The following is a 25,358-nucleotide window of genomic DNA, read 5'->3' as shown; positions in this document are numbered from 1 at the left end:
CAACACTGAACGACCTGCCACCGGCTCCTTAATTCCGTCAAATTAAGGATATCACGTTTTTCCTCGCTTGACAAAATCGTATCATCTCCGTGGTTGCAATCCCTATTTCATGATCTTCGAGATATCCAAGCCCCCGCTATTCCCATCCCCTTCTTTTTGATATATACTGTCCCGGATGATATATTCATTCCGCCTTACAGCCGCGCTTCTGTGCGCCGTACTCGCCATCGGATGCGCGAGCACGGAGTACGATGTCCGGGAGAATTCATATTTCTCCTGGAAGCATGATGACAGGACGGAAAATCAATGGCATGTCGCCGTCGGCTATTCCAAAGAGCTTGACATCATCGGTGTACCGGAAAGCGGCGCTGAGCGCTATCCCGTCGGTTTCGGTGATGAATTCTCGTTCGGGTTCGCTTTCGTCCCGAACATGGGCGAGACGAGTTTTGCCGTACGCCTTACGCTCATGAGCGCCGAGGCCGTTTTCGAGGGAATAACACGTTCGAGTGCAACGATACTTGCGCCTGCCGTGGAGATCACCCTCGGCGGCACGCTTTTCAGGTTCCATGATGCGGTGGGACCTACCATTCTCTTCGGGGGGCTTTCGCTCATGCCGGCATTCTACGGGCAGACCACGGCCATGCCGCCGGTATTCTCGACCAATGTAACGGTCTTCAGCCCCGGCGGCGGTATCGTGCTTGGTCTCGAATCGTTTCTCACAAAAGATATTTCTGTTATTCTGAAGAACACCATCGGCGTCCTCATCCCGCTCAGCCCGGTGACATTTCATATCTACGACAGGGTGGACCTCGGATTCATGTGCTATCCGTGGTAAATATCGTCCACGTATCGATGCAGAATAGTCAATGACTTTCGCGCTGTATGGACTATCTTATCCCGTATCAACTGACGGAGCGTTCCCATGCTGAAACAGGAAAATGAATATACCAACCGCGATTTCCCGCGCGTAACAGTATCAAAAGATGTCGTCGTCGTCGGTGCGGGCCCGGCGGGCATCTGCGCGGCCATTGCCGCAGCGCGCAACGGCGCAAAGACAGCGCTTGTAACCGACAGGCCGGTGCTCGGCGGGAGCGCATCGAGCGAAGTGCGCGTTACACCGTCAGGCGCGGATACGCCGCATTGGAACCGCTATGCGCGCGAGACGGGCATCATGGAAGAAATGACCATGCGCGTGATGAGAAAAGCTGCTGAGAGCGGCATCTGGCGCTGGATGCAGTACGATGACATGTATTTCGACATGACGTATGCCGAGCCGAACCTCGAAGTATTCCTCAACACATCGATATGCAAAGTGTATAAAACAAGGAACGAACGCATCGACGCCGTCGAGGGAGTACAGTTGAGGAGCGAGAAGTTCATACAATTCGATGCGAAGGAATTCATCGATTGCTCCGGCGATGCCGTCGTCGGCTTTCTCGGCGGCGCCGATTACCGCGTGGGGCGCGAGGCGAAAAGCGAATTCGGCGAAACCTATGGCCCCGACACACCGGACCGCGGCACCATGGGCGCAACATTGCTCTTTTCATCGATAGACCGTGGTCATCCGATATCGTACAAAGCGCCCGCATGGGCGATGAACGCGCGCGACCTTTCCACCGTTATGAATCCCGATCACGCCGCCGCACGGGGATTTTATCGTATGCCGGACGGAACGTTCTACGGACTCTGGTGGGCCGAATACGGCGGACAGATCGATTCGATACATGACGATGACAAGGTGATGCGCCACACGCGCGAGGTCGTATACGGGCTTTGGGATTACATCAAGAATTCCGGCACGTTCAAGGATGTCGAGAACCTTGAGATAGACTGGGTAGCATATCTTCCCGGCAAACGGGAGTCGCGCCGTCTTCTGGGCGATCATATCTGTACGGCGAACGATTTTCTCGCGCAGAGAAGTTTCCCCGACTCCATCGGTCACACCGGCTGGCCCATCGATATCCATCCGCCGAAAGGCTACCGCGATCCACTCCCCGCGTGCACGCACGACTATCTCGTCGGCATAACCGATATTCCGTTCCGGAGCTCATACTCGCGCAATATCGAGAACCTGCTCTTCGCAGGACGCAATGTAAGCGTATCGCATGAAGGCCTCGGAACGCTCCGCGTTATCGCGACAACGGCGGTCATGGGCGAAGCGGCGGGTACGGCGGCGGCGATATGCGCAAAGAAGAACATCACACCGCGCGATATCTATCAGAAAGAGCTCGAGGGCTTCCGACGTACGCTTGCAAGGAACGATCAATCGATGACGGGGTTCAAGCTCATTGAGAGCGATGACCTTTCCCGCACGTCGGCAGTGACAGCGTCGAGCGTGCGGCGGCTTGTGTGGGAAGAAGGCCGGGAATGGCACAACCTCATCGAACCGCTCGGCATCATCATCCCCGTTGCGACGGAAAAGGTCGATACCGTATCGGTGTATCTCAAGCCGCTTGAAAGCAAGGAAGTATCGATCGATGTGTTCGGCACGGATAGGCCGGAGAATTATCGGCTGCAGAACAAGATAGCCTCGGCGCAATTGCAGTGCGATCACGAGGGGTGGTACGATATCAAAGTGAACGCATCGGCCGGTGCAGGAAAGAAGGTCATCGTTGCGATGAAAAGCGCGAAGAACGTGCTCGCGCGCTACGCGACGGGGCGCATGACAGGCGCGCTCGGCATGACGTTCAAACCGGAAGCGAAATTCGATGTGAAGTCATGGTTCAACATCATCCCGTACATACCGTGCTTCCGCATATCGCCGGAGCAGCCTGTGTACGCGGCGGAGAATATCAATAATGGATTCATCCGTCCGCTCGGCGTTCCGAATGAGTGGTCATCGGCACGGATGAAACCGGGGCGTTCGGAATGGATAGAATATCGCTTCAAGGGCGAGTCGACGATACAAAGCATCGATCTCGTGTTCAATACCGAGCTCAACACGCGCCGCGCGTACTATAACAAAATGTTCGAAGAGCTTGTGCGCTCGTACGAAGTCCAGGCGATAACCGATACGGGATATGAGACCATCATCGAGGAACCGGAGAATATACTGCGATTCCGCCGCCATCAGTTCAAACCGATACGGGCGAAGGGCGTGCGGCTCCTTGTGCATGCGACGTGGGGATCCCCGTACGCGGAGATCTTTGATATGCGAGTATACGGATAGTCGGCGGGATCATCAACGAGCGCGTAATTTCGCATACGTGCGGCTGTCGATCGGATAGAACAGCAGCACCACGGCAGCGGCTATAAAAAATACCGCAGCGATGGGACCAAACAGAAGCTTTATTCCGTCTTTCGCCGACGTGCTTTGCGCGATGTTAGGAAGATACCCCGAAAGCGAGAACACCGCCCCCATAACGAGCCCCGCAAACGCACCGCCGAGCTTTGATACAAATGTCCAGAGCCCATAGAACAATCCCTCGCGTTCCTGTTTCGTCTTTACGCGATCATACTCTATGGCATCGGGGACTATCGACCAGGGGAACACGTAGTGCGTAGCGAGGGCGAAACCGCTTATCCCCATGGTCACATACGCGAACGGCACGCCTCCTCGTTCGCCGAAGAAATAAAATACGATGACAGCGGCAGCAAGCAATGCCATGCCGGCAGCGTAGCAGAATTTCTTTTCCACTTTTTTCGCTATCATCACCCAGAGCGGGATAGAGATCATTGCGGCAAGGAGCATGATGATAAGCGCAGTATTGATCGCGCTGTCGGGCGCGCTGTAGATGTATTTGAAATAGTAGATGAGCGTGCCGCTGATGATGGTGACCGCGATGGTCGCAAGCATCCACGTGAGAACGATGATGAGGAACGGCCCGCTCGTCAAGGCCGATCGATACGACGCGAATGCCGGCATCCTTTTCAGTTTTTTTGCGGGCTGCTCACGCACGCTTGCGAACGTGATGAGCGCGGTCATGAGCATTATCGCGCCGAAGAGAGCGCCGGTGACGGTATGGCCCAGGCGACGATCGCCGAACGCCCCGACAAGGGGAAGGAATGTACCGGCGCCGATGAGCGTGCCGACAACGGCGAATGACATACGGAAACCGTTGAGCGATGTGCGTTCATTATAATCACGGGTAAGCTCCGGGGTAAGCGACGAATAGGGAATGCTCACCACGGTATTCGAGAAGTAGAGAAAGAGATACGCCGCGGTAGCCCAGATGAAAAGCGCGGTCTGACCGGTGAAGGCGGGGGCGGTGAACATCACTATCATCGCTATGAAAAGCGCTATCGATCCGAAAAAAATGAACGGGCGGCGGCGGCCCCAGCGGGATCTCGTCCGGTCGGAGAGCAGGCCTACAACGGGATCGGCGACGGCATCCCATACGCGTACCAGCATGAGCGAGATACCGGCGAGCGACGCGGCAAGGCCCACGGTATCGGTGAGATAGTTCATGAGCCAGAACGCGGTGATCGTGTAGAACATGTTGCCGCCGAGATCGCACACGCCGAAGCCGATCTTGACGCTGATGGGAAGTTTATTCGTGTTCATTTGAAATGCGGGTATGCGTTATCTGCCGCTTTGGATCGGTCATTATCAGCCTGCGGTCGGTCCCGTCGATCTTCGATGCCCAGACGCTGAAATGATCGGATGTTTCGACCCTCACTTTCCGTTCTCCTGCATGACCTGCCGAGCCGATAGCGCACAGCATGAGCAGTATACCTGCATCCCTGAAGTTCACCGATATCTCCTGCAAGAAATCCACATCGCCCTCTGCAACCGGGAGAATTTATATCATGATATTCGTATTTGTCAAACACTGCCCGGCGGCCGGCGCCGTTCGTTCTGACATGCCACACGGCACGTCACAGCGGCTGCAGTGAGTGAATTTTTTTGTAGGTGAAATGCTCTGATCGATTGACGCCAAATCAAGAGGGATAGACACGAATTGCACGAATAACCACGAATAATTCGTGGAAATTAGTGTAATTCGTGTCTGGCTGCTGATTCCGGCCTCATGCAATTATTTCGCTGCGTTACCACAATGGAAAGTCACACACGCGGCTGCACAGCCGCTTGACGGCGGAACGCCGAGGCTTATACTGTCCCGGTAAAAATAGTCCAAGATCCGGTCAATCGCGTGAATGCACGTTCCCTGCCGAATTACTAAGCTGTTGCGAACGGCATGGTACCGTGCGACGTTTCGGAGGACGCTATGAGAACATGTTCGATCATCGGCATCGTACTGTCGGCATTCTTCGCATACGCTGCTCCGCCGGCACATTCGAAATGGGAACTCACCTTTAAAGAAGAATTCAACGGCACGAATGTCGAGTGGAACGTCTGGGAATCCGAACGCGGCTATCCGAGGCACATACTCTCGAGCCGCTGGCCGGAGAACAATGTCGTATCGAACGGCATGCTCTATCATCTTATCAAGAAGGAAAAGAAGGGCGGTGCAGAGTGGACAAGCGCGAGCATCTGGACGAAACACGCTCAGAAGTACGGCTACTTCGAATGCCGCTACCGATACGCCCCGGCGCCGGGCTGCAATAATTCATTCTGGCTTTACAGCCGCGACCTTGACGAGAAAAAACGTCATATCCACGAGATCGACATCAACGAAGGCCATTATCCGAACAAGATAAACGCGACGCTCCACGGTCATGCAACGTGGGCAACGCATGAACGCATACTCATCCCGAACGCCGATCTCTCGAAAGAATTCCATGTCTACGCCGCGGAGTGGAATGAGCGGGAGATCATCTGGTATTTCGACGACGCGCCGATACGGCGGATCTCCGTGCTCGACGGCGTCGCCGTTGCGAGCAATGAGGCGAAGATATATCTGAGCAGCGCGATAATCGCCTGGGCGGGCGATGGAGCAGTAAGCGATGACCTGAACGGCACAACGATGCAGGTGGACTGGGTGCGCGCATACAAGCGCATAAGCGATAAAGTGATGACCAATGACGACAGCATACCCTCGGTAGACCCGTCGGTCATCGTTCTGCCGTCCGCACGGCGCACAACGCTCCTTGCAGAGAACTTCGAGTCAACGGCTGAAGGGGCATTCCCCGCGGCATGGCAAAAGGTCAATCGCGAGCCAGCCGTAGTTTTTGCGCATGACAACAAAGTGCTGAAGCTCACACCGCCGCCGCCGTCAAAAGAATTCATCGCCGGCGACATCGCTGCAGTCTCGTTCCCGAAACAGACCGGGAAGATCGCGGTGTCATTCCGTGCAGCGGTATCGTCACCCGACCGCTCGCTCACCGTTGCCGCCTCCGGCGCCGTTGAGGCTCCGACCGCAACATCGTTCTACAGCAAGGCGGGTCCGTATCTTACCTGGTACGGCGGCAAAAACCAGGTGCGCGGCTATGTCACCGACTGGAAGACAATGGGGTTTTTCAGGAACGGCGCATGGATGCAGTACCGCATCGTCATCGATATACCGGCGAAGAAATTCGACTTTTACACCGGCGAGAACGAACGGCCGACAGCAAGCAGTGAATTCCGCACATCGACCGATGAGATATCGATGCTGTTCTTTGCCGTCACCGGACAGCTTAAGGATACCGGTACGATACAGATTGATAATATTTCGGTCGACCGTATTGAGGAGTGAACGATGAAGAACGTATCCCGCATCCTGTATAGCGTATCGATATCCCTCGCAACACTGCTATTCGCGGCGCCGACACCTGCGGATGTAAGCGCCGCCATGCGCGCGAAGATACAGCCGCTTACCGTCGGCATGAACCGGCTTTCCGGTGCGCATGAGATAACCGGCGTCCCGAGCGAGTTCATCGGAAAAACGGTCATCATCTGCGACCGCGGTGACGGATCGAAACCGTCGCCCGCATGGTCGTTCTCGCTCCCGGAACGTGCACGCGTGTACATAAGCGTGCTTCGGCGCGGTGCCGTGACGGTACCGAAGATCTGGGAGAAGACGGGTATTGTCATCGAATGGCGATCGAAGGACGGCGCACAGTTCTTCGACGACGTATTTACACGCGTCGCGGATGCCGGCACGGTAGATGTCCCCGGTCATGACGGCGCCGAAGGCCCGACGCACGGCGTACCGCACCTTATCATCATTGACGACGCGAATGCTTCTGTCCCCCGATCGTCCGCGGTACCGTCTCCAGCAACAAAGACAGGCCCTGTATCGCTCTGGATAGAAGCGGAAAGCTTCCCGCTCATGGGCGGATGGTCAACGCTCAACGATGCCGGTGCGACCTGTCTTGTCGGCGGATCGGATGAGAACCCCAAGCCGCGCGAGAAAGCCGCAGTGACCGTCATTGCGATACCCGAAAGCGGCACGTACAAACTGTGGGTGCGGTCGAAGGATTATGCCACGGTCAAGACGGCCACACGACGTTTCACCGCAGCGGTCGACGGGAAACAGTCGGAGAAGGAATTCGGTACGCATCGCCAGGAGGGATGGGCGTGGCAGGACGGCGGCACGTTCACGATCGCAAAAGGCGATGTCATCGTAACGCTCCTTGACACGGCGGCGTTCTACGGGCGCTGCGATAAGCTTCTCCTTACGACCGATACGAAATACACACCGAGCGGCAACGGCGCACGGGAGAACGTCGACCACAAGACGCCCGAACGCACATGCGACTACAACAATGCCGATCTCATCTACAAGTCCATGCCGAGCACACAAGGGAAGGAAGTATGCCGCATCGATAACGGGCAATACCGGCTTATCTTCCAAAGCTTTGACGCTGCCGGAGAAACCGTCATCGCACCCGCGGTCCAGACAAAGGACGGCGTTCTCTCGGAAGCACGCCACAACTATTTCGTCTATCTCTTCAATCCCGAGAACGGCGCCGTGTATGACGGGCGGCGATCGCATTTTCCCTATTTCATCACGCAGGTAACGCTCCGGACAAAAACGGAAGAATGGTCCGGCCCCGCGCAGGTACAGAACCCCTTCATATCATCACCGGTGAAAGTTTATTTCTACGGCGCTTCCGTGATATCGCGCGATGCGAAAAAGGTCGTGCTCCGGAAAGAGACAACATACTTCACTGCGGACATCACCTACGCCTTTGAGAGCGATGTCCCCTTCGTCACGGTATCGGTCACACCGAAAGGGAACGGCTTTGCCACCTGCGGCGCCTTTGCCTTCGCGCCGATAACGCAGGATGAGTGCAGCTATTTCCTTCTGCCGTACTATTATCAGGCACGGCGTTTTCCCAATGAAATAAGCATCACTCCCTCGTGCACAGCGACCGCACCGCTTTCGCTCATGGAGACGAAGAAAAACGGCACCGCCATGACCTATGCGCTTACGGCGAATCTCAAAGAAGAGGAATTCGGCTGGCTGACCTATGAGCGCTCATTCGCCGCGTTCTCGATCTATAACGAGAAGAAGCAGATGCAGCCCGGGTTATTCGCTCCGGTGCCGGGAACAACACACTACGCGGCGGCGGCGGGAAAACCGTTCACGTTCTCTTTCAGCATGTATGCCGCCAAACGCGCGTGGAACGAAAGCTTCGGCGATATCGCGCTCAATGTATTCAAGGTGACCGACATTCGAAAGAATTTCCGCGGCACGATATACGACGCCGCGGCGAACATGATCGAGCTTCTCATGAACGATGCCGCGACGGGATGGAATGCCCGCCATAAAGGGTTCGTGCAGATAGAGAACAAGAACACCGTATCACAGTCCTCGCTCCTTACGCTCCTTGAGATGTACTATCTCACCGGCGATGAACGCATCTATGATGAGCGTGTAATGCCGACATCCGCGTTCCTCTTCTCGCGCGGATCGCAGCATTTCCCGACACATCCGACCGATTATGGCAGCGCCTATGTCAGGAAGGTCGATCTCGACGGCCCGGTGAAGCTTTACGGCACGAGCACCTATCACGGTTTCCATACTATGTTCCGCGGACGTAATCCCGTGTTCTACGCCGATGCGCTCAACCGCGACGGAAGCGCCAAGCTCAACAACGGCTACAACACGATACCGCTCTGGAGCGAACAGCTCTATGCGTATTATCTCACCGGCGACAGGAAATACCTCGATGAATCGATAGCCGGATGCAAAACCTATATCGAGAAGAACATCAATACGCCGCCGACGGACTCGCGGAATTACAACTCGTTCATCAAGCTCGCGATACCGCAGTATTTTTGGGCGCTCGTCGATATGTACGAGGAAACGAAGGATGCGGCCGTGCTCGAAGCGGCGAAGGTGGCTGCGGATACGCTCCTCACCACGCTCTACATTCACCCGTATCCCTTTCAGCCGACGTATGACGTGAAGCGCAGGGACGTCATGGAGTTCAGCCGCCCTGCAACATGGTGGAACGATTCGACGTTCTTTCGTCTTGGTTTCGATCTATCGAGTCTCGATCTTTCCTCCGGGCACATCAGCACGCTTGCGCCGATGGAAAAATACTTGAAGAACCCGAACGATATACTCGAAGAGACCGTGCCCGCATGGGTGGTATCGCCGCTCGGCGTGAGCATTGAGCAGCCGTTCACGATAGCCCGCGGTTTCACGCTGTCCAATCATGTGAATACGGAAACACCGCTCTTCCCGATACGGCAGAACTGCGAGACGGCCTATCTCATGCGCCTCTACGGCCTTACCAAAGAGAAACGCTACTGGGTCTATGCGCGTAACGGCATACTCGGGCAGTTCATGAATTATCCGGGCTATTACATCAATCTCATGTCGACAACAGAACGCGCGGCCGATTATCCGCTCAAGGGACCGGACCTCTCGGACATCTATTACCACCACATCCCGGTGCATCTGGGCTTCACCATCGATTTCCTCTTCACGAGCGCGGAGGTACGCTCCGGCGGGAAAGTGAAATTCCCGGCGGTGCTCCAGCAGGGGTATGTGTGGTTCATCAACCGTATGATAGGACATGAAGCGGGGACTTTCTATGGCGACTCGGTCTTTCCTGTGCTGAAAAAGGGGCTCATTTCCGTTTCCTCGGACGCATGCAATTATGTCACGGCATACGGTAAGAATGCGTTCCATGTTTTCTTAATGAACGAAGAAAACAGCCCGACGGTAATGACCGTATCGCTTTCCGACGGTCTTACTCTCGCTCATCGTGATGCGCCGGTCAAGGTGATATCGGACAATGGACCGCAGACCATAGCATCGATGAAGAACGGCTCGGTAAGCGTCACCCTTTCGCCGCAGGGCGTATGCGCGCTCTCCTTCCCCGGCACAAAGATCACCGGTATGATCGACCTCTCCGCACGCGCACAGAAGCCTGCGAATGACACCGCATCGTTCCTGCGCGAAACGGACAGCGGTTTCGGCGGACGCGTGCAGGCGGCGCTCATCGCGCACCCCATGAACGACTACTACGATGCCTTCATCAATACGGACATGACCGAGGGCGAGCTTGCGGTGAAGTATGCATCGGGCGGCGCGGATGAGATCGTATCCGTCGGGTCATTCCCGTATGAAACGACGATACGCATCAAGGATGTGAGTAAACCGTTCACCTTTGCGCTCAAGCGGACTGACAAGCACGGTGTAAAACGATCAAAGACGTATACGCTGAAGTTCACGATGCACTAGCTACGGCAGATACGCGCCTTCTTCTTTCAGCCGCGCACGGAGTTTCTTCGTATCGACCGCATGCACATCGCCCTTCGCTCTCACCGCCATCGCACCCGCGGCCCCCGCAGCTTCGCCCATGGCAAGACATACCGGCATGACGCGCACGCTCCCCTGCACTATCCGATCACATGATATCGATCGCCCCGCCACGATGACATTGAAAATCCCCTTCGGCAGAAGCGAGCGATACGGCACGCCGTGCGATTCGCCCTTCTTGTACCGCTCGAAGCGATGTTCAACGACATTCTCTGTTTTTGTCTTTTCGATCTCATCCTTTGCGGTATGGATATCGATGAAATAGCTGTTGCGGCATATCTCGTCGTCAAAACTTCTGCGCGCAAGATAATCGTCCAGTGTGAGATTGTAATCGCCGACGATGCGCCTGCTCTCGCGTATGCCGAGGAGCGAGCCGGTTGACACAAGGTGTGCGTTCCTGAACGCAGGATGATATTCCGCAAGCGCATTGCGTATGTCGGCGGCAAGTTTTCTTCCCTCGATGAGCGCAGCCGATACGCTCGCCGGGTCGGTTGCATCCACATCCCACAGATGACCAGCGTTAAGACCGACCGTGCCGGGTCCGACGATGTTCGTGCACATATGCGTATCCTTGATGCGCGGATATTTCCCCGAGTTCACGATTGCATAGACAGGGCTGTTCTTATTACCCGCGTAGAGATTATCGCCGAAACGGTACGCGTATTCATCCACGTTCGACAGGAGCATGCAGAGCGTGGCAGGCATCGTTTCCCCATTCGTATCACCCTGGTGGAATTGAGCGCCCGCCCACGCGGCGATATCCGCATCGCCGGTGCAGTCTATGTACACGCCGGCTTGATACGCGGAAAGCCCGCTCTTATTCGAAACGACTATCGTCTTTACTGTTCCGTGAGCGGCCTCTACTGCGGAAACCGATGTGTGAAATAATACCGACGCGCCGTACGATGTCACCATGTCGTCGTACACGCGCTTCAGATGCTCGGCATCGATAGCGACCCAGTCCATCTTTGAGCTCGGCTCATGACGAACGCTCTCGCGTGCGCGGGTGAACACTTTTTCGGCAAGACCGCGGTATATCATCTTTTCAAGATCGGAGAACGGGCACCATGCGGGAACGAGACCGAGCGTGCCCATGCCGCCGAGCGCTCCCGTACCTTCGATGAGAAGCGTCTTCGCCCCTTCGCGAGCGGCGGCCATTGCGGCGGTGCAGCCGGCAGGACCGCCCCCGAGGACGATGACATCGTATTCATCGTTGAGCGGTATCGTTCTTGTAAGCGAATAGGTATCCATGTCATGCTCCTTCCCTGGGCGATGCAGTAATGATAATACCATGACCGCCGAAGGGCAATGTCGTTTCCGGGGATATCACTGCACTTTTCTCCGATTATAGCAATATTGCTTTATCAGGGTTTTCGGTTAGATTCTGACAATGGCTTTATTGGAAGCGATCATAGCCGCGTATGAGAAGCGCCTCGGCGTATCCATATCCGTACATGACTACACTGGCGTTTTTTCCGAGGTGGTACCGACGGATCATCTCTCGCACGATGCGAACCCGTTCTGCATGCAGGTAAAAAAAACGATGGACCTGCGCTGTAGCGCCTTTGATCTGAAGCGGCTGCAGAACGAGATAGAGGATTTCCCCGACGGCGGCTTCAAGCACTGCCATGCAGGCTTCATTGAAGTGTTCATGCCGCTCCGACGATGCGGGCGTGTCGAGGGGATGCTCTTTGCAGGCGTATTCCACCCACGGGGCAAGGCGATACCGTTCGCGCTTTCCGAACCGGTCCGTTCGCCGCTGAAAGAGGCCTCATCGCTCCCGCTCGCCGATGCCCGGATACTCGATGAACATTATGACATGCTCTCCCTCATCAAAAGGGAGATCGAGATAGCCGTGCATGACCTTTCGGTGACGGGGGGACACAGCCGCAAGCAGCAGATAGACCGTTTCATCGAGATGCGCTACAATAAGGATCCGTCACTCGACGATCTCTGCTCCGTGGTCGGGCTGAACCCCTCGCGCATGAGCGAGATACTGCGAAGTCTCTACGGAAAGACATTCCCCGAGCTCATCAACGAGATGCGGCTCCATCGCGCGAAACTTCTGCTCACGGCTACATCAATGCCGGTGCATTTTGTCGCAGCGCAGTGCGGATACGGCAATGCCGAATATTTCTTCCGCGTGTTCAGGAAGCGTTTCGGCATGACGCCGAATGCATGGCGAAAGCAGCATGCGCTCGAAGCGCGCGGATGATCGTGCGGTCACGCCTCGCAGCGGATCATTTCACATACTCACCGATGGTAACGGCCGTCGAGAACGGCGACGCCGGGAATCCCTCGCTGTTATACAGGTTCAACACCGGCTCGGGGTAATTCGCCCATCCGAAGCGCACATATCGCGGCGCGGCGATTGCATCGGCCGACACGCGAACGGCAGCCCCTTCTATGACGGCGTTCGCGGGCATAAACACGCCGTCAGGACCGGAGATCTCGATACCGGTAAGCGAACCGTCCTTCGCGATAAGACCGTTCGCATGATCGAATGCAATGACAATGCGAGCCCCGTCTATTTTCATCGAACGAAATACCGGTCCCGAGTATTCAATTTTCTCACCGTAGACGACGGCGCGTGCAGCGGCGGAAAGCCGTTCACCGACGGGAATCTTCCGCAGGGGATGGATATCCCCCTTGTCGCCGCAATCGGTGATGACGGCCATTGCGGTGTTCGAAGTCGTCTGCCATGATTTGAGCTGCGCATCACGGGTATAAGCGAGGGCAATGTCGTTCGGATCGGCATCGACATGCTTGCCGTACGGCGCAAGCTGCACGAAAAGGAACGGGAGTTTTTCGTCATTCCATGCGCTCCGCCACGAACGAATGAGCGCGGTAAAGAGCCGATAGAAGTGAACGGCATTCTGCAGCTTATCATCCGTAGCGCCGCGTGCATTGTTCTCGCCCTGATACCATATCACCCCGCGCATGGGGAACCCCGTGAGAGGGGCTATCATCGCATTATAAAGCGCTGTCGATTGTTCAAATATCCGCTTGAGATTCGGGTTCCACGGCTTCTGCGCATAGAGGGCGAATTCCGGGTCCGCAGCGAGCGCTTCGCGCGGCATCCACCATTGCATCGATGTGCCGCCGACCGCGGTGCCGATAATGCCGACGGGAACGTTGCGCGCGCGGGCCAGGCGTTCCGCAAAAACATATCCCACTGCCGAGAACCATATCACATTCCCGGGCGATGTTTCCTTCCATTTTGAGCTTTCGTACACATCGAGCGCGGGTTCATTCGTACCGCCGAGCCCGTCGAAAAAATACCGTATCCTCGTATTCGTCGCCGCTCGTATGAGCTCCCCCGCCCCTTCTATCGCGGGATTGCCGCCCGGCATGGCATTCGATACGATATACCACATATTCGACTGGCCGCCGGCAAGCCATACCTCGCCGATGAGTACGTTCTTTATTGTAACGATATTCCTTCCCGTAATGCGCACTTCATACGGCCCCCCGGCCTTACGCGGTGCAAGCGACAGTTTCCATCTGCCTCCTGCCGCCGTCGTGATCCCCGATGCGAGCGTTCTGCCGTCCGCATCAACAATGGAAACGGTTATCGATTCACCGTCGTCGGCATAACCCCAGAAACGAATGTCCATATCCTGCTGCAGCATCATATTGTCGGAGAATAATTTCGATACGCGCACATCGGCGAATACCGCTGATGCGAGAGCCGCAACAGCAAGAGAAATATGAAACACCTTTTTTGAGACCGCAGCGGGAATAGAGAGCAAGGGGTCATGGTTCGACAAGCTCACCAACCGACCCCTTGCTCTGTTCGTTTCTATCGCTTTATTACAGCAATTATCATGAGTTTTTCCACAAACGTTATTTTCGCGTTCTGTTTTCATGCTTTTCCCGCCTTTTTCTTTCCGCTCGCAAGCGTTTGTGTTGCCAGTGCGGCATGCGCACCGCTCCATCCTTTGCTGATGTCCTGCAATGCTTTCGCCGCTGCACCATCCGAATCCGAGCATCGATACAACGCCACCGCGGTGATAAGAACGCGTATTCGTATATCATCGAGCGATGGTTCGCTCGGCGGGACTATTTTCACCCCGGAGGACTCTTCACCTTCGAAGATCTCCGCTCTATCCTCGGGGGCGGCTGCCGCTGATTCGAGATCATGAAGCCGCTTTTTGTTCTCCATGAGGAGCTTCGCAAGCGTATCTGCCGCGGCTGCATGTGCGATCCGTCCGAGCGAAACGGCCACGGCACGATATTTCAGGAAATCCACCGGCGGGATATGTTCTGACAATGCGCCTATCGCCTTTGCCGCGCGCGCGTCGCGAATAAAACCGAGCGCATAGATAAGCCGCTCATAGTCGTCGGGGTCGCTTTGAGAGCGAACCCACGTCACCGCATTCTTATTGGGAAATTCCTTCTCGCGAATAATACGTTCGCTTTCGGCAATGAGCGTGTCCAGCCCGCGAGCGTCCCCGAGCAGTGCCAGTACCTCAGCATAGCGAACCGTATCAGCGCCGTGAGCGGACACGAACGCGGTCCGAACGAGCGGGAGTGCTGCCGCAGATGCTGCAAGGATCTTTTCCAGATGGAGAAAGTTTTGAAGCACATCCTTCACCGCCTGCGCGACAACGGATTTTGGAAAAGGATATGGATCCCGGTCGATAAGCACCTGTGCGGGAAGATTGCCGACATACACGAGTTCTCGCTGCAATGCTTTGATGTCGATCTTTCTGAGCGATGTCTTTCCCTGCACCGCCATAGCGGCAGCCGTACCTGCGGCGAAGCCGAGATTGTGAAGATCGGGCTGCATCCGTACGATGGGAATGGCATCGCGGTGTGCGCTCATGGCAAGACCGACAACGAGCATGCCGTCTATCCCTTTCGGGAGTATCGATCGATACGGCACGAAGCTTGTGAACTGTTTGTCATAGTCGCCTTTCACGCGGGCGCTTCGCATGAGGAAGAACGGATGTATCTGATACCCGTGGCTGTCGTAGTCGCTTTTGCCGAGGCAGATGCTGTCGGGGAATGTCCGTTCGTTGATCTGATCGAGCCAGTCAAGGATATAGTCGCCCTCGATGCGTCTACGCTCGCGCGTATTGAAAAGCGGAGAGATATCGAATGGTTTTTCGGAATATTTCTTGAGCGCGCTTTTCATCTGCACGATGTCGTGATCGGCGACTGACGGCCGCCCGCCGTTGGTGTACGACGAGCCCACTTCGCGTCGCGCATAATGCGATTCCTGAAGAGCAAAATCGTCCTCAAGATACAGGGGCTTCGCACCGGCGGCTATTGCGATATCGGCATTCCCCGTCGCATCGATGACGACGTCGGCAAGCACTATGCCCGCGCCCTCAGGTGTTGCGACGACAACACCGCGTATCCTGTTGCCGTCCATGCATGCGCCGATGGAGATGACGCCGAACCAAATGTCCGCCCCCGCGGAACGGAGTTCGCTGCGATACCATTCCATGCGCACTTCGATGGGATTCTGCGGCACGGAGTTCGTAAAGCCGACGCGATTACCCTTCCAATAAGAACCGATCATGCCGAGCGTGCTCACGCCGCCGAGGCCGTAGAGGTTTTCGATGACAAGCGTACGCGCGCCGCTTCTTGCTGAAGCAATGCCCGCCGGGGCGCCCGATGTTCCGCCGCCGACAACGACAACATCGTACGTGCCGAGTATCGGGAGGGAATGGTCTTTCTGCGCTATCCTCTCCGGCGACGCGACGCGTGCATCATCGGGTATGCGTATCGTGCCGCGCGGGGATGATCTCGTCTGTTTCGATCGTACCGACACATCTGCATGTGCTATCCGTCCGCGGGAAGCCGCTTCCTTTGCGGCTGCAATACCAACGCTATCGCCCAAGCCCATGAACGCACACGGGCGCAGGAGCATTTCCGCCGCATCGGGGGCTGCATCGAGAGCGCCGCTTACTACCCAGAGATAGTCTGTCTCTGGACGGCACATCGAATGGGCATGTGATGCATCGCTCTTGATGCATGCTGCGGGCAGATAGAACGGCGTTTCGGAAGCGTAGAGCTGACCGGGGGTATACGTGCGGTCGCGTATCATCTGCTCTATCGAAGCGCGGGCGCGGAGGGAGCCATCATCGGCGGAGAGCGTGATAGTATATTCGTGCCAGCGTGCTTTGGATGATATCGGATCACGCCCCATTTTGTCGAATACCGTTAGCGGAAGATCGAGCGCTCGGTGCGATATACCCTCGCCGTCCCGCGCGGTTTCCGCTATGATGACCCATCGTGCTGTGCGAGCGTGCGTCCGCGAGAAGGCTCGCGCATGAAAAGGAGCGCCGGCAAGACGTGCTATGAGACCGTTGTCGGAAGCATCGATGATGCTTTTTGCGATGACCGCCTGGCGTCCGGCACGGTTCGCAATGACCACACCGGCAAGAGCGCCGTTCTCATCGATCACGATATCGGTCGGCAATGAAGCATACATAAATTCGACGCGTGCTTCAGTGAGCATATCCTCAAGACGTTTCTTAACGCGAGCCGGTGTGACGAAGCGGTCCGCACCCCATATTTTTTCCGCGGGCGAGTTGGATGCCGATTCCCCATCTTCAAGCCAGAGCCGCAGTGTGCCCGCTATATCCTCGCCGAAATAGGTCCGCGATGCGACAAGCAGCACACGTGCGCCTTCGCGCGCCGCGCTTACCGCCGCCGCGACGGCAGCGCTTGTACCGCCGATGACGGCAACATCCGTTGATGCGATGACCGGCAGCCCGTGAACTGCCGGTGTATGAGCATGATGTCGGGAGCTTCTTTTTTTCATGGTGAGCCTGCGTGGATAGTATAGCGTAGATAGAGGATAATCACAGCCCGCGGCTCACGTATGTCTGATCCTCCTGAATGGATGACGGATCCTATACGCGCGTTATTCTACCGTGCCCGCGGCGCGGCAATAGCGATACGGCGACCAGAACACCCAGCCCTCGTCCTTGAGGAACTTCACGACCTTCTCGAATTCATCCTTTTCCGCGGGAAGGTCCCATCGCGTCGGATGACCTTGCAGCACGAGATACGCATTCGTACTGCAGTGATAGACCATATACTGATTGGTAAATTTCGCGAACGACACCATGCCCACATTCGTCTCGAGGAACGGGGCGGTTCTCGCGAGCACGGCTTTTCCCGCGCCTGCGCCGGCACTCGTGCCTATGAACCACACGCGAATATCGGATCGGGCGTTGAAGATCGCCCAGAAGGGAACATCGGTCACGTTGCCGGGGGCCCCGAACGTACGGCAGGTAAGACCAAGCCGCTCAGAAAAGAGCGATGCCGTCCTGTTGTAATACGACTCCATTTCAGCGGGCGGACGATTGCTGTATTCCGCTTCACCAGTACCGATATAATGCGTATAGCCATGATGCCAGAATTCGAATCGCCCGCCGTTCTCAACGGCATTGGTGCGTACCCATTGATAGAGATTGTTCGTGTACGCCTCGTTCGTATCGAGCGCGCTGCCGATGATGCCGATGCTCGCCTCTATACCGTTCGATGCGCATACCCCGGCAAGCCAAAACCATTCCGAACGTATATACTGCGTACCCGCCTTGTAGTAATTGAGGTCGTCGAACTTGAAGATGACGACATGCGCGGGGAGCGGTTCGGACTTTTTTACTGCATTCGGGCTCAGGGGCGACTGCAGCACGGATGAACAGGACACCGCACACAGCGCACTGAGCACTGCAAGTATCATACGCGTCATAGGGACCTCCGCTTAGGAACTCCCTCGAATGTACTCCTTTGGAGAGGATACGGCTACCCGGATTTCCCGGGCCGTGAATGTAACTTTTTCCAGATTACCGGTGCTTCGCCCGATATCGAGCGGCGGTCATGCCGTATCTGCGCTGAAAGAATCGATTGAAATTCTGATGGCTCTTGAAACCCGTATCGAGAAGTATCTCGGTCACGGCATCGTCGGTGTTGCGCAAAAGCTCCTCGGCCCGGGTAAGACGCAGGTCATTGAGGTAATCGATATAATGAACGCCGAACACGGCATGGAATTTATCAAGGAAATATTTATGATTGAAACCGAGCATATCAGAGAGCGCATGCGAGAGGTTCTCATCGGCATAGTGTTCCTCGATAGAGCGGCGCACCTCGGCGGCGAAGCCGTCGTCCATGGCCGATCGTTCAAGCGTACGCTTGCGCGATGAGCGGCGGATGATCAGCCGCGGCGGTATGAGCACTTGATTACCCGTGCGGGGCCGGTCGCCGCTCATGATATCGCAGAGGAGATCGACCGCCGCTTTACCGATGGCGGTGAAATCCTGCGCGCAGGTGGTCAGCGGAAAATCATCCCCGTCCCCGGGCTTCTTATCATCGAAACCGGTGATCGCCATATCCGCCGGGATACGGAGCGAACGCCCCCTCGTTATGAACATATATGCGGCAAGATCGCTCTCGAAAACCATGGCCGACGGACGCTCCTTCATACCGAGCACGGCATCAATGCGCGCTGAAACGAACGCCTCGAAACGCTTGTTCGCATGGCGGCTGAAGAGAAGCCGCGGCGCCGAACCTGCGTCCGGTCCGAACATCCATGCACGCCGGACCATGAGCGAATGCTCGCGCATATACTCGCGGTACGCACGGTAGCGCGCGCGCGCGAATCCCTCGGCGCTTGTACCGAAATAGCCGATATGCTCATGCCCTTCAGCGCACAGATGGTCCATGATCTTGCGAATACCATCCGCCTCATCCGTACCGGCGTAATTGCCGCGCTTCGCTCCGCTGTCTATCATTACATCGACGGAAGGGACTTTACGTGAAAGCACATGCCATCCCTTCCGGCGCGCACCGGCGGGGATAGTGCCGAGCACACCGTCGAAACGCACTTTTCCCGCGAGGAGCCGTACCGGATCGCAGCGGGCGTCGAAAAAATCGATGCTGCCCTTCCCCTTCATGGACATGCCGCGGCATACGGCATCGTAAATAGGAGAGCCGACATAGGATTCAAAACGCATGCCGGCGTGGATATAGGCGATGCGCATGGTGTCAGCTTAATCGAAAGCAATGCTCATGTCAAACGATATCCAAATGGGGCCTTCGCACCGGTGGTTTGACATGCCCTACTGTCCGGACTATACTATGGGCACCTTGAAACATTCGAATTTGCGACAATTAAATTCGAATGTTTTCCTGTAAAATGTGAGCGATACCATACGATGAAATTCCGTTTCGGCATATCCGACCATTTTGTCCTTACCCCGGGGGCATTCCCTGCGGAAGTGAAATTCTTCGCCTTTGTCGTCACGCGAACGACGAGGAATTTCTCCTATGCGAAGCATCGACATACCGCCTATGAGCTCATCTATGTATCATCCGGCGTCTACCGGTGCACGCTCAACGGCAGCCGACTCATCGTACGCCCGGGATTTGTCGTTGTCGTCGAACCGGGCGATGTACACGAAGACAGCTGCGTGCCGGGCCTGTGCTACTATTCGGTGAAGTGCACTGTTCCCTATGGGAATGCCTCATCGCTCTCGGGACTCTTCTCCGCATCGGTACGCCCCGCGGAGCAGGTTATACGCGTGCCGCGCACGTCCTTCGATGTCATGACGCGAGCACTTGAACGCGATGCGAAACACGCGGATGAATTATCGATGCGTATCGTCGCCGAACGTTCGAAGGAATTCTTCTGGCAGACGGTGCGGCATATCCCAAGGGCGCGATTATCCGCAGGATTCGTATCCCCCGCGACATCGGGCGATTTCAAGGAGCGGCTGAACGCCCTTTTTGCGCGATCGCTCAGCGAACGGCTTTCCGTGAGAGCCATGGCGGAAGAATTCGGATCGAGTGAAAGCGCGTTCTTCCAGAAGTGCGCGGATACGCTCGGCATGTCGCCGGCGAAAGCGTTCGCTCATGTTCGGCTTGAAGCGGCCCGCACACTGCTCGTTGAAACGAATGATTACATACGCGATATCGCCATGCGATGCGGCTTTATCAATCAATTCCATTTCTCGCGCCTCTTCGCGTCGGTATACGGCTCCTCCCCGAAACAGTACCGTGCAATGACGGCGCGGAAATAGCAATGCATTCCGGAGCTTCAGCAATGTTTTTGAAATACCGCTGTACTATGCTATACTGGTCCGTGCATCAGGGCGGCATCCGCCGCCGGGAGTGCCCATGATACGCGATCGATCTTTTGCAGGGCGAAACAGTGCGAATAACGGGCGCTCAATGACCGTCCGTATTCATTCCAAGGAGCATTCCATGAGAACGATCCGATCGTTTTTATTATTCAGTGTGTTCTTCGGCATAGTATCGCCTGCGGACACAGCGTACACCGTCGGCATGTATCTGGAAAACCCGGCCGCGCAGACGAAACTCATGCGATCGCTCTCCGACGCCGGCATGCGTGCCAAAGCGCTTTCCCCCGCGGACATGGAAAACGAAGCCGTCATTGCGGGCGGCATCGACTGCATTGTATTCCTGAACGCCTTCCCGGAGGGGAAAAAAGCGAAGGACGTTTTCATCCGCTATCTCAAGGCGGGCGGCGACATCGTCATTGCAGGCAACGCGGCATCGCTCTGCAATTCCGACGAAACAGCCCTGCCGATGTTCGAGCCCAATGGATATTCGCTCTACTCGCTTGAGGGAACGGTGCGAATATCACCCGTTTCACCGGAAGGTGCGGCGTTCTCGATGAAAGGCGTATTCAGCGGCACGTCCGCCGTGGGGTTCACTTTCCCCGCGGCCTCCGAATACCTGCCCCTTCTTGCCGCTCTGGACAGACACGGACGAACGAACGGATACGCAGCGGGAACGCTCGTTCATTACGCCGGACCGTACTCGAACGGACAGTGGCTTCTCTATGGCATCAATGAACCTTCGTTCTACGACGATCAATTCGCTTCACTCACGTCACGCGTTCTTACGCAATTCAGATCGGGGACACTTCTGGAACAGTCGAGGGAACGCTCGTCTCAAAAGCGCTCTGTCGCCGCGCGTACCGCCCCAAAGCCATCCAGGTTCGTGAAGATACACAACGGACAATTCATTGCGCCGAGCGGGAAAAGACTTTTTCTCACCGGGGCCAATATGGCGGGAGCCATCGATGTGCCTTTTATTTTCGGGAGCGTTGAGAAGGGAACATTCGATGCAGCGCTCCTTGGATCGGTATTTTCACGCGCTCGCGACGCGGGCATAAACTGTTTTCGCGTCTGGAGCGCGCCGTCATCGGGACCGATAGCCGATGCGCTTCGTCACTATGCGCGGAAATATCAGATATACCTCTATCTCTGCATACCGACGATAGGGAGATACCGCACCGAGGACGAGATCGCCGCATGGTTCACAGCATACGCAAAAGCGTACGCTGATGAACCGATGGTGCTCGGCTACGACCTTGAGAACGAACCGCTCCTGCAGATGGTCGCTCCGACGGAGTACGGCGGCAAACCCATTGCTCTCATCCGCGGGATGTACGAGAAGTACAAGGATGATCTTCCTGCCGCATCCATCGATTTCATCATGAAGAACGGCAATAATGGATTTCACTCGAAAACAAAGTGGCTCTCGGCGGAAGACAAGCGGGACATCGCCGCTGCGTGGGTGTGCTGGCTCAAGAAAATAGCGAGCAATGTTTCCGCAGGCGGCTATTCGACGTTCCCGGGCTTCACCGGGAAATTCGACTACGATGCGAAATATCAGGACGCCTTCGATGCGGTGAACGGCACCTTCGCGCTCTATATCGCGACGGCGAAGAAGGCGATACGCGAAGCGGATGCGGACCATTTCATCACCATCGGCTACAATACCGAACTCGCGCTCCTGCCCGCGAACGACGAACTCGATTTCACATCGGCGCATGTGTATCAATTGCCGACAGCGTACGAAGAGCATATGAAGAACATGACGGTCATGGACAAACTGAAGATGCGATTCCCGGCGCAGCCGATAACGCTCGGTGAATTCGGCTACTCGGCGGGGTATCTCATTAAAACAGACGGTGTTGAAAAACCGATAACCGTTGCGAACCAGACCACCGGTGAGATGATGTTCTATCTCTACGCCTTCGCAAAGGGATATTCCGGCGCTGCCGTGTGGATGCTCGATGAGATCCCCGCATCGATAGCCCGCTTCAATATGAGCTGGGTGGGCAAATGGGGGATAAAGCAGCAGCGCCACGGCATCTACTATTATAACGGCGATCCGTCCACCGGCTATGCCGGCGAAAAGCCGCTCGCGAAAGCGCTTCGCTTCTTCAGAAAATATGCCGACTCGCATGACAGCGCCGGCGCTTCGATGGAGATAACCCCTGCGGACACGCAGATAAGTTCTGCGTATACGTTCACCGGCGAAAAGGCGTTCTATGTCGGCGCATTGCGGCATACGAGCGACCGCCTGCGTTTTACATCCGATGTCCCGGTGAATGTGCTCATGGACTGGAATGACGGCGCGCTTTCCGTTCTGGCGACATCCGATATCGCCGTCTCCATCGATGTATCGGCCTTCGTGCCGGGTCTTACATCGGCAGCGAACGTTTCGGGTACGCATGCGGGGAAAAGCGACGACGGGAAATTCATCCGATTGGAATTGCTCAGGGGCGAGACGGTTCGTTTCGCGCGATGAATGTCCCGTTCTCATAATCATCGAATGCCGTGCGCAATTCTTCCTCAGTGTTCATGACGATAGGTCCGCCCCATGCTATCGGCTCCTTGAGCGGCACGCCGCTCGCGAGAAGGAATCGTCCGCCTGTTTCGGAATGCGCGGATACGCTGGTAAGCGCCATCGCCTCTCTTCGCGACAGCAATTGACCGCCGAAATCGACCGAACCTTCGAACACATACGCGAATGCCGCATGCCCCTTGGGAAGCGCATGGGAGAAATCGCTTTTCGGCGCACAGGTCACATCGAGATAGACGATATCGATCATGAGTTCCTTCACCGGACCGATGACCGATCCATACGAGCCGGCGATGACGCGTACGCTGCCCGCGGATGACGCCACGACGGGAATATCGGCCGCCGCTATGCCGCGATAGCGCGGGGCTGTCATCTTGTGTCTGCGCGGGAGATTCACCCAGAGCTGGAATCCTTTGAGCTGCCCGTCGCCGACCATTTCTGGCATTTCCTCATGGATGATGCCGCTTCCCGCTGTCATCCATTGCACATCGCCCGCACCGATGACGCCGCGCGTTCCCATGCTGTCGCCGTGACGCACGGAGCCGGCAAGGAGATATGTCACTGTCTCTATGCCGCGATGCGGATGCCAGGGAAAACCGGCGAGATAATCGGCGGGCGTATCGGAACTGAAATCGTCGAGCATGAGGAAGGGATCGAATCGCGGGATCTGATGAAAGCCGAAAACGCGGTGAAGACGTACGCCGGCACCTTCCCTGGTGAGCGCGGCCGTCACAATGTCCCTGTGCATGATGAGCTCCTTACGATCGCCTGCTTATACGCACGACGATACCATCTCCGCGAAAGGCGATCGATGACTCACTTCACGCGAAGCCATTTCGCATCGTTCTTATCGTAGATCTGCGGATACACCCGGTGCGGCATGGCGATGCCGTGTTCGATCGCCTTATCCTTCACCCGGAGCGCGTTATAGGCGGCATAGACCGCTGCCGGCGGGCATGTTTCATCACTGAATCCGACCGACATCCGAACCGGGCAGGCGATGCGCGATCCGAAATGCACGCCGTCGAAATACGGCGCAATCGATATTGCGGATCCTTTATCCTCCGCTCTTGTGTTCTCGACAAGCTTCGGCCATCCTGAATCCCTGCCTTTCTGAAAACCAAGCAGGTCCGCTATCGCGGCCACATGGATGGATCCCTTGGTGAAATTCCTGTTCAGTCCGCAGAGGATGAGACCGAATCCGCCGCCCTGGCTTGTGCCGCCGTAGCAGAAGCGCGTCCTGTCGACGTCGGGACGCGATGCAAGCCAATTGACCGCGCGGTTGATGCCGAGGATGATGCGATAATAAAAGAACGTCTCGCGCGCCGCCACCCCGGCGACACAGTAACGCGGTGCACCGAACTCCTCCTTCACCCGATTGTCCTGATTCGTATAGAGCATCATCTGAGCATCGGCGGTATCCGCCGGCTCGAACGGATGCACGTTCATGACGAGAGAGATGAACCCATTGTCCGCCATGTAGGTGCTCGGTCCGATGACACCGGGACCGGCGCCGGGAACATTGACCTCCACTGGGAACGGACCTTTCCCCGCGGGGACGCTCAGGAACCCGTACACGCGCATACCGTCGAACGTAGCGAAGCTTACCCGATATCCCTCATGCTTCTCATTGCACCATTTCTCTACACGCTCGATACGGGCATCGATGGGGACCTCGGTATCGAGCTTTTTTACGGCATTGGCCCAGAACTCATCAAAATCGGCCGGGCATGCGGAACCGGCAACGAGCTTTTCCGGTTCATACGCCGCACCGAACACAGTGCGATAGTCCTTGTCGAGTTTTATGCTCGCAGTACACTTGAGAAAACCCGGCTCTGCTAGCGTGCCGGAAATAGTGACCGGGTTGCCGGCAGCAAGATCGAACACCGCATTCGTAATGACCTTCGGGCCGAAATTGTTCACGCTCACGTTCAATCGCCCTGATGAAAGAGGATTCTTGTCCTTATCGAGCACCTGTATCGTGAACGTGGCCACTTCTCCGCAGGTGTAGACCGCGTTCGTATGGTCGGACATCATCTCTATGGATTGGGTGAACGCCAGGAACGGCACGGCTATGCAGTATATGAGGTGCTTAATTACCATGTTATCGCTCCT

Annotated in this window: 16 protein-coding genes; 7 read left to right on the top strand and 9 right to left on the bottom strand. The window is 56.2% G+C overall.

The genetic code is table 11. The features are described from left to right. The first annotated feature begins 175 nt into the window (after positions 1 to 175). Both AABZ39_14785 and AABZ39_14780 read left to right on the top strand, forming a co-directional pair. Complete coding sequence (locus AABZ39_14785) at positions 176 to 835, top strand: hypothetical protein (GenBank protein MEK6796045.1); 660 nt, start codon at positions 176 to 178, stop codon at positions 833 to 835. Positions 836 to 922: 87 nt separating this feature from the next. Beyond that, positions 923 to 3,169 carry an FAD-dependent oxidoreductase gene (locus AABZ39_14780; GenBank protein MEK6796044.1) on the top strand — a complete coding sequence of 749 codons (2,247 nt, stop codon included), beginning with the start codon at positions 923 to 925 and terminating at the stop codon, positions 3,167 to 3,169. Between the two features lie 12 nt (positions 3,170 to 3,181). On the opposite strand, the gene AABZ39_14775 is transcribed toward AABZ39_14780, so the two are convergent. Together AABZ39_14775 and AABZ39_14770 are read right to left on the bottom strand one after the other, a co-directional pair. Next, positions 3,182 to 4,504: a glycoside-pentoside-hexuronide (GPH):cation symporter gene (locus AABZ39_14775; protein MEK6796043.1), complete on the bottom strand. Its 1,323-nt coding sequence runs from the start codon at positions 4,502 to 4,504 to the stop codon at positions 3,182 to 3,184. Next, a complete protein-coding gene (locus AABZ39_14770) occupies positions 4,491 to 4,694 on the bottom strand; it encodes a hypothetical protein (GenBank protein MEK6796042.1) in 204 nt (67 codons plus the stop codon). Before AABZ39_14770 ends, AABZ39_14775 begins: the two co-directional genes overlap by 14 nt. 474 nt (positions 4,695 to 5,168) lie before the next feature. Between AABZ39_14770 and AABZ39_14765 the strand changes: the two genes are divergently transcribed. Continuing rightward, entirely contained in the window at positions 5,169 to 6,578 is a 1,410-nt protein-coding gene (locus AABZ39_14765; GenBank protein ID MEK6796041.1) for a glycoside hydrolase family 16 protein, read from the top strand. Positions 6,579 to 6,581: 3 nt separating this feature from the next. Then, a complete protein-coding gene (locus tag AABZ39_14760) occupies positions 6,582 to 10,526 on the top strand; it encodes a hypothetical protein (protein MEK6796040.1) in 3,945 nt (1,314 codons plus the stop codon). Here the strand turns inward: AABZ39_14760 and AABZ39_14755 are convergent, their stop codons facing one another. Then, positions 10,527 to 11,855, bottom strand: coding sequence for an FAD-dependent oxidoreductase (locus AABZ39_14755; protein MEK6796039.1), 1,329 nt, complete (start codon positions 11,853 to 11,855; stop codon positions 10,527 to 10,529). A 139-nt stretch (positions 11,856 to 11,994) separates the two neighbouring features. Here AABZ39_14755 and AABZ39_14750 point away from each other — a divergent pair, with 139 nt between their 5' ends. After that, a complete protein-coding gene (locus AABZ39_14750; protein MEK6796038.1) occupies positions 11,995 to 12,819 on the top strand; it encodes a helix-turn-helix domain-containing protein in 825 nt (274 codons plus the stop codon). Between the two features lie 25 nt (positions 12,820 to 12,844). On the opposite strand, the gene AABZ39_14745 is transcribed toward AABZ39_14750, so the two are convergent. The 4 genes from AABZ39_14745 to AABZ39_14730 all read right to left on the bottom strand — a co-directional run bounded on the left by AABZ39_14745 (position 12,845) and on the right by AABZ39_14730 (position 19,606). After that, positions 12,845 to 14,380: a sialate O-acetylesterase gene (locus AABZ39_14745; GenBank protein MEK6796037.1), complete on the bottom strand. Its 1,536-nt coding sequence runs from the start codon at positions 14,378 to 14,380 to the stop codon at positions 12,845 to 12,847. An 89-nt stretch (positions 14,381 to 14,469) separates the two neighbouring features. Further along, on the bottom strand, positions 14,470 to 17,382 hold the full coding sequence (locus tag AABZ39_14740) for an FAD-dependent oxidoreductase (protein MEK6796036.1): 2,913 nt from the start codon (positions 17,380 to 17,382) through the stop codon (positions 14,470 to 14,472). Positions 17,383 to 17,484: 102 nt separating this feature from the next. Beyond that, the gene (locus tag AABZ39_14735) at positions 17,485 to 18,318 is read right to left on the bottom strand and encodes a hypothetical protein (protein ID MEK6796035.1); all 834 of its coding nucleotides are present in this window, start codon (positions 18,316 to 18,318) and stop codon (positions 17,485 to 17,487) included. A gap of 94 nt (positions 18,319 to 18,412) precedes the next feature. After that, positions 18,413 to 19,606, bottom strand: coding sequence for a substrate-binding domain-containing protein (locus AABZ39_14730; GenBank protein ID MEK6796034.1), 1,194 nt, complete (start codon positions 19,604 to 19,606; stop codon positions 18,413 to 18,415). 174 nt (positions 19,607 to 19,780) lie between these two features. On the opposite strand from AABZ39_14730, the gene AABZ39_14725 reads away from it, so the two are divergent. Beyond that, the gene (locus AABZ39_14725) at positions 19,781 to 20,644 is read left to right on the top strand and encodes an AraC family transcriptional regulator (GenBank protein ID MEK6796033.1); all 864 of its coding nucleotides are present in this window, start codon (positions 19,781 to 19,783) and stop codon (positions 20,642 to 20,644) included. A gap of 184 nt (positions 20,645 to 20,828) precedes the next feature. Next, positions 20,829 to 23,189, top strand: coding sequence for a hypothetical protein (locus AABZ39_14720; GenBank protein MEK6796032.1), 2,361 nt, complete (start codon positions 20,829 to 20,831; stop codon positions 23,187 to 23,189). Here the strand turns inward: AABZ39_14720 and AABZ39_14715 are convergent. Then, entirely contained in the window at positions 23,158 to 23,991 is an 834-nt protein-coding gene (locus AABZ39_14715; protein MEK6796031.1) for a pirin family protein, read from the bottom strand. The two genes, AABZ39_14720 and AABZ39_14715, sit on opposite strands and share 32 nt — an antisense overlap. 68 nt (positions 23,992 to 24,059) lie before the next feature. Beyond that, on the bottom strand, positions 24,060 to 25,346 hold the full coding sequence (locus AABZ39_14710) for an acetylxylan esterase (GenBank protein ID MEK6796030.1): 1,287 nt from the start codon (positions 25,344 to 25,346) through the stop codon (positions 24,060 to 24,062). Positions 25,347 to 25,358 lie beyond the last annotated feature (12 nt).

This window comes from Spirochaetota bacterium (assembly GCA_038043445.1).
Lineage (GTDB): Bacteria > Spirochaetota > Brachyspiria > Brachyspirales > JACRPF01 > JBBTBY01.
The sequence above is the reverse complement of the archived record's forward strand: the minus strand, read 5'-3'. Positions and strand labels throughout refer to the sequence as shown.

Excerpts from the sequence above, each read along its gene's own strand:
- AABZ39_14785 (MEK6796045.1), top strand. The coding sequence starts at position 176 with ATGATATATTCATTCCGCCTTACAGCCGCGCTTCTGTGCGCCGTACTC.
- AABZ39_14780 (MEK6796044.1), top strand. The coding sequence starts at position 923 with ATGCTGAAACAGGAAAATGAATATACCAACCGCGATTTCCCGCGCGTA.
- AABZ39_14775 (MEK6796043.1), bottom strand. The coding sequence starts at position 4,504 with ATGAACACGAATAAACTTCCCATCAGCGTCAAGATCGGCTTCGGCGTG.
- AABZ39_14765 (MEK6796041.1), top strand. The coding sequence starts at position 5,169 with ATGAGAACATGTTCGATCATCGGCATCGTACTGTCGGCATTCTTCGCA.
- AABZ39_14760 (MEK6796040.1), top strand. The coding sequence starts at position 6,582 with ATGAAGAACGTATCCCGCATCCTGTATAGCGTATCGATATCCCTCGCA.
- AABZ39_14755 (MEK6796039.1), bottom strand. The coding sequence starts at position 11,855 with ATGGATACCTATTCGCTTACAAGAACGATACCGCTCAACGATGAATAC.
- AABZ39_14750 (MEK6796038.1), top strand. The coding sequence starts at position 11,995 with ATGGCTTTATTGGAAGCGATCATAGCCGCGTATGAGAAGCGCCTCGGC.
- AABZ39_14740 (MEK6796036.1), bottom strand. The coding sequence starts at position 17,382 with ATGAAAAAAAGAAGCTCCCGACATCATGCTCATACACCGGCAGTTCAC.
- AABZ39_14735 (MEK6796035.1), bottom strand. The coding sequence starts at position 18,318 with ATGACGCGTATGATACTTGCAGTGCTCAGTGCGCTGTGTGCGGTGTCC.
- AABZ39_14730 (MEK6796034.1), bottom strand. The coding sequence starts at position 19,606 with ATGCGCATCGCCTATATCCACGCCGGCATGCGTTTTGAATCCTATGTC.
- AABZ39_14725 (MEK6796033.1), top strand. The coding sequence starts at position 19,781 with ATGAAATTCCGTTTCGGCATATCCGACCATTTTGTCCTTACCCCGGGG.
- AABZ39_14720 (MEK6796032.1), top strand. The coding sequence starts at position 20,829 with ATGAGAACGATCCGATCGTTTTTATTATTCAGTGTGTTCTTCGGCATA.
- AABZ39_14715 (MEK6796031.1), bottom strand. The coding sequence starts at position 23,991 with ATGCACAGGGACATTGTGACGGCCGCGCTCACCAGGGAAGGTGCCGGC.
- AABZ39_14710 (MEK6796030.1), bottom strand. The coding sequence starts at position 25,346 with ATGGTAATTAAGCACCTCATATACTGCATAGCCGTGCCGTTCCTGGCG.